Annotated in this window: 9 protein-coding genes; 6 read left to right on the top strand and 3 right to left on the bottom strand. The window is 46.0% G+C overall.

Features of this window, described 5'->3' with window-relative positions:
• Positions 1 to 172: 172 nt before the first annotated feature.
• The 3 genes from ABR189_RS11955 (at position 173) to ABR189_RS11945 (ending at position 7241) form a co-directional block, all read left to right on the top strand.
• The gene (locus tag ABR189_RS11955) at positions 173 to 841 is read left to right on the top strand and encodes a GNAT family N-acetyltransferase (protein WP_354660727.1); all 669 of its coding nucleotides are present in this window, start codon (positions 173 to 175) and stop codon (positions 839 to 841) included.
• Positions 842 to 1501: 660 nt separating this feature from the next.
• Positions 1502 to 6301: an Ig-like domain-containing protein gene (locus ABR189_RS11950; protein WP_354660726.1), complete on the top strand. Its 4800-nt coding sequence runs from the start codon at positions 1502 to 1504 to the stop codon at positions 6299 to 6301.
• Positions 6302 to 6326: 25 nt separating this feature from the next.
• Entirely contained in the window at positions 6327 to 7241 is a 915-nt protein-coding gene (locus tag ABR189_RS11945; protein ID WP_354660725.1) for a PorP/SprF family type IX secretion system membrane protein, read from the top strand.
• A 150-nt stretch (positions 7242 to 7391) separates the two neighbouring features.
• Here ABR189_RS11945 and ABR189_RS11940 read toward each other — a convergent pair whose 3' ends face one another.
• On the bottom strand, positions 7392 to 7973 hold the full coding sequence (locus tag ABR189_RS11940; RefSeq protein ID WP_354660724.1) for a PhnA domain-containing protein: 582 nt from the start codon (positions 7971 to 7973) through the stop codon (positions 7392 to 7394).
• A 224-nt stretch (positions 7974 to 8197) separates the two neighbouring features.
• Here ABR189_RS11940 and ABR189_RS11935 point away from each other — a divergent pair, with 224 nt between their 5' ends.
• The 3 genes from ABR189_RS11935 (at position 8198) to ABR189_RS11925 (ending at position 10512) form a co-directional block, all read left to right on the top strand.
• The gene (locus ABR189_RS11935) at positions 8198 to 8617 is read left to right on the top strand and encodes a VOC family protein (RefSeq protein WP_354660723.1); all 420 of its coding nucleotides are present in this window, start codon (positions 8198 to 8200) and stop codon (positions 8615 to 8617) included.
• 99 nt (positions 8618 to 8716) lie between these two features.
• Positions 8717 to 9664 carry a quinone oxidoreductase family protein gene (locus ABR189_RS11930; protein ID WP_354660722.1) on the top strand — a complete coding sequence of 316 codons (948 nt, stop codon included), beginning with the start codon at positions 8717 to 8719 and terminating at the stop codon, positions 9662 to 9664.
• Positions 9665 to 9978: 314 nt separating this feature from the next.
• Positions 9979 to 10512: a GNAT family N-acetyltransferase gene (locus ABR189_RS11925; RefSeq protein ID WP_354660721.1), complete on the top strand. Its 534-nt coding sequence runs from the start codon at positions 9979 to 9981 to the stop codon at positions 10510 to 10512.
• A gap of 32 nt (positions 10513 to 10544) precedes the next feature.
• On the opposite strand, the gene ABR189_RS11920 is transcribed toward ABR189_RS11925, so the two are convergent.
• Positions 10545 to 11066 carry an SRPBCC family protein gene (locus tag ABR189_RS11920; RefSeq protein ID WP_354660720.1) on the bottom strand — a complete coding sequence of 174 codons (522 nt, stop codon included), beginning with the start codon at positions 11064 to 11066 and terminating at the stop codon, positions 10545 to 10547.
• The gene (locus tag ABR189_RS11915; protein ID WP_354660719.1) at positions 11050 to 11394 is read right to left on the bottom strand and encodes an ArsR/SmtB family transcription factor; all 345 of its coding nucleotides are present in this window, start codon (positions 11392 to 11394) and stop codon (positions 11050 to 11052) included. Before ABR189_RS11915 ends, ABR189_RS11920 begins: the two co-directional genes overlap by 17 nt.
• Positions 11395 to 11420: the final 26 nt, after the last annotated feature.

Here is an 11420-nt window from a genome sequence, read left to right as displayed (position 1 = left end):
GGTAAGGAACAGTGGCAGGTATGGTAGTAATGTCCGCATTTTGACATTGGAAATTGTAAATTTACTTTAACAGGAAGGAATTGGTAATGATAATAAAGCGAACAGATACCTGCCAAAAGCATCCCTATGCGGGCATAAGGGTTATCCTGGAGCTGCTGACAAATAATAAGAAATGTACAACAATGTTAATATATCATCTGTAGGTCCGCACCTTGTTGAAATATGGGTAAGGGGATGGGCTATTGCGCGGGAGGTAGCACCACCTGTAAAAGACAGTGGCGCACTCCGGGTAGAGGTAGGCTGGCCGGACCAGCAGCGCCGTTATGTTTTTCCTGCCGTTTCAAACAGCTTCCGGCATCTGGCAGCTACGATCGTTGAACCGTGGGTGTTCCTGAAAGTGTGCGCACCGCAACAGGCTGTCAGCCCGTTACTCCCTTCCCGTTGGCAAATACAGGATCCGGGCTTTATGATGATTTGTTCCAGTCCGATGGCTGCCCTTCCCGATAACCTTCCCGGCAATTATACACTGGATGTGATACCTGACTTGCCTGTGCCGGTGGCAAGGATATTAACTGCTGCTGGAACAATCGCAGCTATGGGACGCATTGCGCTGGTAGACAACTACGTTATATACGACCGGATAGAAACACATCCGGATCACCGCCGCCGCGGTCTGGGCAGTAGATTGATGAAAGCGCTGGAATCATTAGGTGCTGCACATGGGAATAGGAAAGGGATCCTGGTGGCTACCACAGCAGGCAGAGCATTGTATGAAACGCTGGGCTGGCAGCTGTATTCCCAATATACATCCGTGGTGATTCCGGGACCCCTCGCAGTATAACTGAACATCAGCCGCAAAAATGACGTTTGCAGGTCTTCTTGCTGCAAATAATTATTCAGGTCAACCCCCGTTAAGGTTTATTAATTGCCTGAAATGCGTAGGTGGGTAAACAGGCAACTAACTGTCATACCCCTCCGGTTATTAGTCCGTATATCGTCAGGTAAATATGATTCAAAACGCTTATTTGTGGAGGATTGTAGCTGGCACGAATGAATAAAGTATTGTTATGAATAAAAATATTTTATACATTTGATCATCATTTGAATAGGAGCCCTACCAATTTAAACCCAGCATCATATCACCAAGATCTCTTATTCAGTAACCATGATCCTTAAGTCTTTTATCATATCCTAATAAATCAGAATGTCATGGAACCGTTCTACGCTATGATTCATTTGCAGACCATCTGCTGCCAATTTCCACGGATATCACATTATTATCCTCACCAGGTATTGCCTGCCGGCATGACGGGCAAACAGTTAACAGCCTGTAGGATTTCAACCAAAGAATAATTGTTAATACCGGTATAGCGCCTCGTTTGTCTGCCTTTGTGATGGCAGATAAGCCATTTCCGTTTAATCTAAACTTACTGATAGTTGTTGCTGAAGGGAAGTGTATTTCCCTCATAGTGGCATTTTAGAATTATGTTAATCTGAAAGTATGTTAAACTTCTACTCTGGTAGTCAAAGTCTGTTTGGCTGGATTATTTTGTTAAGCGCAATGATCATTCATGATAATGGGCTGACTGTTACACGTCCACCAAATGCAAACAGTGCAGCATATACTGCTGCCAGGATAGCACAAACGCCACCTGTTGCTGTGCAGGACAGTATTAAGCTCTTTGTAGATATTTCTGCCAATGGTAATGTACTGACCAATGATACTGATCCCGAAGGAGATGCACTGACGGCCTCCCTGGTTACAGCTCCGGTTAATGGTACCATTGTGTTGAATGCAAATGGTAGCTTTACCTATACGCCTAATAATGGTTACACCGGGCTTGACAGCCTGCTGTACCAGGTTTGTGACAACGGCACCCCCAGCCTTTGTGATACAGCTACTGTGATTTTTAAAATAATGAAGATAAATACCCCTCCTTTGGTATTACCAGACAATATTACCGTGACAGAAGATGTCCCTGCTGTAGGGAATGTACTGACCAATGATCTGGATCTGGAAGGAGATGCACTGACGGTGTCTCTGGTTACGGCGCCTGTCAATGGCACGGTAGTACTGAATGCGGATGGCAGCTTTACTTATACACCTAACGCGAATTATCATGGCCTTGACAGCCTCGCTTACCAGGCTTGCGATAACGGTGCCCCCAGTTATTGTGATATCGCTAAGGTCTTCTTTAATGTAACATCTGTAAATGATGCACCCATAGCGATACGGGACAATATTACCGTGACAGAAGATGTCCCTGCTACGGGCAATGTGCTGACCAATGATAGTGATCCGGATGGGAATGCACTGACGGCATCACTGGTTACGGCGCCGGTCAATGGTACAGTGGTCCTGAATGCAGATGGAAGTCTCACGTATACGCCTAATGCAAATTATAATGGTCTTGACAGCCTGATTTACCAGGTTTGTGATAATGGTACCCCCAGCCTTTGCGATACGGCTACAGTCATCTTTAGTATAGGCGCTGTAAATGATGCGCCCATAGCAATAAGGGACAATATCAATGTGACAGAAGATATACCTGCCACAGGCAATGTGCTGACCAATGATAGTGATCCGGAAGGAGATGCACTGACAGCATCGCTGGTTACAGCGCCGGTTAATGGTACAGTGGTCCTGAATGCGGATGGGAGTTTCACGTATACGCCTAATGCAAATTATCATGGTCTTGACAGCCTGATTTACCAGGTTTGTGATAATGGTACCCCTAGTCTTTGTGATACAGCCACAGTCATCTTTAGTATAGGTGCTGTAAATGATGCGCCCATAGCAATAAGGGACAATGTTACCGTGACAGAAGATGTCCCTGCTACGGGCAATGTGCTGACCAATGATAGTGATCCGGATGGGGATGCGCTGACGGCATCCCTGGTTACTGCACCGGTTAATGGTACAGTCGTGCTGAATGCGGATGGCAGCTTTACCTATACGCCTAATGCAAATTACAATGGTCTTGACAGTCTGATTTACCAGGTTTGTGATAATGGTACCCCCAGTCTTTGCGATACGGCTACTGTTATCTTTAATGTAACATCCGTAAATGATGCGCCTATAGCGGTACGGGATAGCGTTAGCCTGCTGGAAAATGTTCCTGCTACAGGTAATGTGCTGACCAATGATAGTGATCCGGATGGGAATGTGTTGACGGCGTCCCTGGTTACGGCGCCGGTTAATGGTACGGTAGTGCTGAACGCAGATGGTAGCTTTACTTATACACCTAATATGAATTACGGTGGCCTTGACAGCCTGGTTTACAAGGTTTGTGATAATGGTACGCCCAGCCTTTGTGATACCGCTACTTTACTCTTAAAAGTAACGGGCGACAATGATCCTCCACTTATCTCCGCCCCGGCAAATATCGCCGTAACTGAGGATGTACCCTTGCCGCTTAGCGGTATTACTTTCAGTGATGAAGATGCTGGTACCGCTTCCGTAACGGTTTCATTTACCGTTGGTGCCGGAACATTAACGGCGGCCTCTTCGGCTGGTGTGGCTGTAAACAACAGTGGCACCAATAGTATTACACTAAATGGATCAATAACGGCTATTAATACTTTCATTGCAGGTAACAAGCTTGCTTATACTCCTGTATTGAATGCGAACGGAACCGTAGTATTGGATATACTTATTGATGATAATGGACATACCGGTGGCCCTGCGGCAACGGCAAATGAAGCGGTGGATCTTGTAATCAATGCCGTAAATGATGCGCCTGTGATTAATAATGTACCGGGACAATCAACAGATCAGGATGTGCCTTTCCATTTCAATAGCGCTAACAATAATCAGATAAGCATTACGGATGTGGATGCCCTGAACGGTAGTATGACCGTGAAGTTAACAGCTGCCAACGGGAAAATGACCCTGGTAACAACCGCTAATATCACATTTGCCACCGGATCAGGTACACTGGATCAGACCATGACGTTTAGCGGACAGCTGGCAGATCTTAATAATGCTTTAGCAGATGTTGTATTCACTCCGGATGAAGGATTTGCCGGATCTGCGCAATTGCGGATTGATGTGGATGATGAGGGGAATACCCCTGCACCTCCTATGCAGGCCGGTTTAACAATACCTGTTACTGTAACTGGCATCCCGCCGGTAATCACAAATGTGTCCGCAACTACAGCAAATGGTACTTATAAAGTGGGAGATGAAATCCTGGTTACCATTGCATTCAGTCAGCCTGTTCAGGTCAATACGACCCATGGTACACCAGATCTGCTGCTGGAAACAGGTAATACAGACAGAAAGGCGGTGTATGCATCCGGAACAGGAAATAAAACACTTACTTTCTCTTATAAAGTACAGGCCGGAGATGTGTCTGCCGATCTGGATTATGTAAATCCGCAGTCGCTTTTATTGAATGGAAGTACCATCCAGACAGGCAGTAATATAGCCGCTACATTGGCATTGCCTGCTACCGGCGGGCCAAATTCCATTGCCGGCAATAAGGATATTGTGATTGATGGTATTGCTCCGGTAGTTACCAGTGTGGCTGTGCCTGCTGCTAATTTGTACAAAGCCGGAGCCCAGCTGGAATATATCGTTCACTTTAGTGAAGCCGTAATGGTGGATAACGCAGGCGGCAATGTGACCATTCCATTGACAGTAGGCGCTGCTACCAGGACGTTGACGTACGTATCCGGTACTGGTACTTCAACATTACTGTTCCGCTATCAGGTACAGGCGGGAGATATAGATGCTGATGGGATACAAGCGGCTCCTGCAATGGTATTTAATGGGGATCAATTGGCAGATAAAGCTGGGAATCCTGCGGTACCTGCCCTGAATAATGTAGGAGCACAAGCCAATATAAAAGTTGATGCAGTACTTCCTGTAGTCACTGCCGGGCAGGTGTTTACCATACCTGAAAACAGCCCGGTTGCAACTGTGGCAGGCACGGTAGCAGCTACGGACGCCGGTGCGGTATTGCCACTACAGCAGTTTACCATCATCAGCAATGTGGATCCGGATGGCGATGGAACGCCGGCGTTCCTGATTGATCCGGCTACAGGCATTATTACGGTCAATGATACCGGAGACCTGGATTATGAAAAGGATAATTCCTTTAACTTATCCATTACTGTGAGTGACGGGGTAAATACCTCCGCTGCTGAAACCGTACGGATCAATCTGAGTAATACACCCGAAAAGCCATTGGACATAAGTCTTGGCAACAATACCATTTTTGAAAACAATGCGATTAATGCGGTTATTGGTACATTGTCGGCCACTTCTGCTGAAACAGGAGAAACCTTTACTTATACTTTAGTGCCGGGCACAGGCAGTGCTGATAATGGTGCTTTTAGCATTGGAGGTGATCAGTTGATGGCCGGACAACAATTTAACTTTGAAGAAAAATCCAGCTACCAGATACGTATACGGGCTACTACCAGCGCTGGTGAATTCCTCGAGAAAGCATTTGTGATAACGGTGCAGGATGTAAATGAGGCACCTACTATCCAGGCTATTCCTAATCAATCTTTCTGTAACACGACTGCGGATCAAACCATTGCACTGGCAGGTATTACCGCCGGACCGGAAAGCAGTCAGACTACTACGGTGACAGTCTCTGCTGATAATGCAGCGCTCTTTACGCAGCTATCTGCTGACCAGACTCACCTGCGGTTCCGTTTTGCTGCTGGTGCAGCTGGTAGTACCAATGTAACCGTAACGGTGAAGGATAATGGTGGTACAGACCATGGCGGAATAGATCAAACCAGCTATACCTTCACCTTAGGTGTTACAAGTATGGCTGTTCCCGCTATTACCAGCAACAAGGGCACAAAAGTGTCTAAAGGAATCCCGGTGGAATTAACTGCGACTGGCGGGGTAACTTACGCATGGGATAATGCACCTGGTATTATCAGTGGGCAAAATACTGCGGTGCTCGTTATCCGTCCGGAACAAAATGTTACCTATCGTGTTACGGTTGCCAATGCTGCGGGATGCACTGCTACTGCACAGATCGAAATGGAAGTGATAGAAGATTATAAAGTAGAAGGTAATAATCTGATCACCCCCAATGGCGATGGTATCAACGACCGTTTTATCATCAAGAACATTGATAGTTACCCCAATAATGAAGTGAAAGTATTTGACCGCTCCGGGCGTATGATATACATCAAGCGTGGTTATCAGAATGAATGGGATGCCACCGTAAATGGAAAGGCATTGGAAGAAGGTACCTATTATTATATTCTGGATTTCGGTACAGGCCTTCCGAAGGTAAAAGGCTTTATTTCAATCATACGGGATAAATTCTAAAATGATACTGCAAATATTCAATACAATGAGAAATTTTATTAGGGCTGGTATCGCAGTGCTGCTATTAAGCACCTCTGCTCAGCAGGCAGTGGCGCAAAGCTGGGGAAACACCAGTACACAGGTGGATCCTCTGGCATCCCAGTATTTTCAGAATCAATATCTGGGCAATCCCTCTTTTGCAGGGATTGATTCCGGCTTACATATTAATGGCGCCTATCGCAGGCAATTTAATAATGATCCTGGGGTGCCGGTAACAATGGCATTTACTGCAGATTACCTGGTAGGTAAAAGGGTAGGGGCAGGTTTGAATGTTTACCGGGATGAGGCAGGATTGATTAACAGAACCCGTGTGTCGCTTACCTATGCTTACCATTTGCCTTTAACCGTATCCGGTACCCAACAGCTTCATTTTGGGTTGTCTGTTGGCTTGCGTAGTGACCGGCTGGATGTGAAAGGGATCATTGGAAATCCAAATGATCCTTCTATTGGATTGTTTAACCGCCGGGACAATTACTTTGATGGGGATTTTGGTATGGCTTACACAGATGGGCACCTTACACTGCAAGGGGCACTGCCCAATGTAGTGGGATATTTCAGGAAGGATAACCAGGATATTAGCAACAGTGCTGGTTTTTATGCCGCAGCGGGTTACAGGTGGGATATTGGCAATGAATTTACCGCTATTGAGCCTAAAGTGTGTTTCAGAGGAGTGCGCGGTTTTGATAATATATTCGATTTTGGTGCCAATGTCCTGCTCCTTAACAATAGGATGAATGTATTCGGGCTATATCATACTTCCAAAAACTACACGGTGGGCGCAGGATTCAATTTCCTTTCTACTGTTGGGCTACAACTGATCTATACCTCTCAGACATCAGGGGTACGCACTTATCTTGATAACAACTTTACACTGGCTTTGACTGTTAATTTATTCCGGTAATTTCCATGGCACGTACCACTGGAGGAAAAGGAGAGATCGGGTAACTGAGTTTTGAGGAACTCCGGGAAAAAAGGAAGTTAGCAGATCATTAGCTTTATAAAATAAAAAGAACCGCTCCGCAGCGGTTCTTTTTATTTTATAAAGCTACCATTACCCTTGTTTTCTCACATATTTGGTGAGGATTACAATTACCTGGCCTTCTATTTTACCTTCAATTTGTTCTGTGTTCTCTGGCACCAACCGGATGTTCTTGACTACAGTTCCCATTTTTGCATTGAGTGTAGAGCCTTTTACATCCAGTGATTTTGTTAGTACAATGGTATCCCCGCTTTGTAATATATTACCGTTCGCATCTTTATGAAGATCTACGGTGCCATCACTATCATGATCACCAGTGGCTTTTGCCCATGCTAATGTTTCATCAGAGAGATACATCATATCGAGGTTATCCATTGCCCAGCTTTCGTTCTTTAAGCGGTGCAGCATACGCCAGGATACTACCTGTACTCCTGGCACTTCACTCCACATGGAAGTGGAAAGGCAGCTCCAGTGGTTACTGTCCAGCTCTTCTTTTTTATCAATCTGGGCCTGGCATTTATCACAGATGAAGATGGTATTATCCTGATTGCTGCTGGAGGTAGGAGGTACTTCATATATCCTTAAATTATTACTGCTTTGGCATAATTCGCACTTGTTTTCGCTCCTTTGTTGTACTTGTTCTTCCAGTTTCATGATAGATTGTATTAAAAATGTGCGCAAAGATACTGTTTTTTCATGCGGAAGGAAAATGAGGCAGCAGCGTCGTGTTTTCCCCCTTATATTGTCGCGATTGGCCTTCCCCGGAAACCGGAATTGTGGCTAAGTTTGTTTTACCGGGCTGGTGTACAGCTGCTGCAGCAGCTATCGTACCGCTGGTGAAAAATTATCTGTTTTATTAAAACCTTAAATTGAACATAATGGCACTACAAATAAATGCCTATCTGAATTTTAAAGGCACTTGCCGGGAAGCTATGACATTTTACCAGCAATGCCTGGGTGGGGAGCTTACTTTACAAACGGTGGCAGAAACCCCTATGGCAGCACAATGCCCTGCGGGTATGCAGCATCATATCATGCACAGTATGCTGATCAGTGGTGGGATGGTACTGATGGGATCTGACATGATCGGACCAGATGGATTTATTCCGGGTAATGATGTGACATTGAGTGTTGGTGGCGGAAGTATACAAGAAACAGAAGCCCTGTTTAATAAGCTGGCGGAAGGTGGCCAGATCGCAGAACCATTTAAGGAAATGCCCTGGGGGGCTAAATTCGGCGCTATCGCCGACAAGTTTGGTAAGCGCTGGATGTTTAACAGCGAAATTAATGGTAAGTAACCCCCGTTATAGTCCGTTTCCCCGGGGGAATGCATAGTGCTGCTAAAGCAAATTGCCTTCATCTTTGTTGCTGGATTAATCACCATCAAATCAACAAAGATGAAGGCAATTATTTTGAATCAATATGGAGGTCCTGAAGTATTGGAATGGCAGGAAACGGCAAAGCCATTGCCCCAGGCAGAAGAAGTGCTTATCAAAACAACAGCCATCGGTATTAATTACGCGAGTGTGCTTATCCGGCAGGGAAAATACCGGGCATTTTACCCTTTACCCGCGAAGATGCCGGCAGAGATAGAAGGAGTGATTGAAGCTGTAGGCGCCAACGTAAAACATCTTACCGCAGGGCAACGGGTAACAGGGATAGCAGGCAATGGCTATGCTGCATTTGTAGTCATCAATGCAAAAGACGTTTTTTTAATTCCACCCGGCCTTCCCCCTACGCAAGGGCTATTATCACAGGGTCTCACCGCCCGGTATCTATTGGAGCAGGCTAAAGATTACCAGTCCGTGATCATTACTGCTGCAGCAAGTGGTGTAGGCTCCTTTGCAGTACAGCTGGCTAGGCTTAAAGGAGGGAAGAACATTATTGCACTTGCAGGGAATAAAGAAAAAGTAATCTATGCAAAGTCCTTAGGAGCTACCTATGCCTGCAGCTATTTTGATGCCGACTGGCAGGAGCAGATAGCTAAGGCTACGAACCATACAGGAGCCGACCTGATCCTGGATGCCATTGGCGGAGATACCGGTACGACCCTGGCTGCTATGATCGCTCCAGGTGGTACCATGGTGGCCTATGGTAATATGTCGGAAAAAAGTATGACCATAGACGGAAATACCCTGGCGCTTAAAGCCAACCGTATTACAGGCGCATCTATATACCATGCTACGCCGGAAAATAAACAGCAATGGTGGCATGAAATGGTCACCTGGATACAGGAAGGTAAACTGAAGTCAGAGGCGGCGGTATTCCCCTATACAGCAGTGGCCGCAGCATTCCGGTCAATAGAAAGCAGAAACGCAACAGGAAGAGTCGTACTTACACTTTAAAAACACCGGGAACCGGATTTTAAGTAGGTAAGCCTGGGTAAAATCCGGGTAAACCCTGCCATGGACCTACGTTTCGTTATGGATATCCCGTAGATATCCCGTATATGTCCCGTAGATATCCCGTAGATATCCCGACAATAGGATTAGTCGGAATATCTATGGGATATCTACGGAATATCTCCGGTTTATATCTGGATAATGTGTAAGGAAATGTAGCAGGAGCGTGTGGAAAGCAGTATAGTTGAATTGGGCTATATTTGGTATTAGGGAGGTGCACCGGCAACAGGTGGGCATCACCTCATTAAATCAAGGCAATGGGTATAGTAACTGCAATTACAATCCGGGAAGAGATAAAAGCGGACCAGGAGGCTGTTTTTAATATTAATGAGCAGGCATTTGGGCGAAAAGAGGAGGCCCTGCTGGTAGATCGTTTGCGGGACAGTACCGCATTTATCCCCGCGCTTTCCCTGGTAGCCATTTATGAAAATAAACTGATAGGGCATATCCTGTTTACGAGGATCAGCATAACCGCAGCAGGGCAAAGGGAAGCTACTGCTTTGGCCCTTGCCCCGCTGGCGGTATTACCGGAATATCAAAAAATAGGCGCTGGTACGTTGCTGGTCGAAAAAGGACTGGCAAAGGCTGCCCGCCTCGGCTATAATGCGGTGATCGTGCTGGGGCACGCGCATTACTATCCAAGATTTGGATTTGTTCCTGCAGAAAAATGGAATATTACGGCACCTTTTGAAGTGCCTGCGGCAGCTTTTATGGGGAAGGAGTTATTTCCCCATGCGTTGGATCATATTACCGGTGTGGTAACATACGCGCCTGAATTTGAAATCAGCTAGTACAAATACGAGGGGCTGGTACTTTGTTCGTACTATCTGGATGTACCTGAGTGTTGCTGCAGTTGCGCCTCCAGGATATCCAGCATGTCCAGCCAGCTTGGGTAAGCGCCGGTACGTTTGGCCAGTGTTTCAGCTACTGTTTGATGCAGCGTGAATTTTGTTTTTTCCCCTTCTTCCGCAAATGTAACCGTTACGGTTGTTTCCTCGGGCCAGTCTGGTGCCATGCCTGCTTCTGCTGATGAGATCAGGTTGCCATGTTCATCCGACACGGCCATCCGGAACACAATCTTTTCAGGCGCAACAATTTCAAGATATGTACCCTTGCACCAGCAGTCTTTCAGATCAGGTGTCCGGATACAGGAGTGAAAGCCACCTCCCGGCCGTACATCTATCGCGGTGAAATGCAGGCTGCAACCCCTGGGGGCAAACCAGTGCTTCAAATGTTCAGGATCTGTCCAGGCTTTAAATACCAGGGCCCGGGGTGCATTAATGGTCCGGGATATGAAGGTATCCTGCTCCTGGACCGTTGCGAAAAGCTCATTTTTGTTTGTCATTTTTTGTTTTTTTAGATTGTAAATCGTTTATATAAATTTCCATTGCATCAATTGTTTCATTCCAGTATTTCCGGTACTGTTCTACCCAGGTAGATACCTCTGCAAGTTGCTCCAGTTTGGCTTCGCAATACCTTTCCCGCCCCTGCTTTTTTATAATGATCAACCCACATTCTGTCAGTATTTTAATATGCTGCGATATCGTAGGACGGCTGGAGTCAAAATGCCCTGCTATGCTGTTGAGATTAAGGGGCTGGTGCGATACCAGCTGTATGATCTCCCTGCGGGTAGGATCCGAAATTGCCTGAAACACATCTCTTCTTTTTTCCATTATGAAGTCATTTGGCTACAAATATA

It is taken from the genome of Chitinophaga sp. H8 (assembly GCF_040567655.1).
In the GTDB taxonomy this organism is placed as follows: Bacteria; Bacteroidota; Bacteroidia; order Chitinophagales; family Chitinophagaceae; genus Chitinophaga; species Chitinophaga defluvii.
Note: the sequence above shows the minus strand (reverse complement) of the source record. Positions and strands in the feature narration are given on the sequence as shown.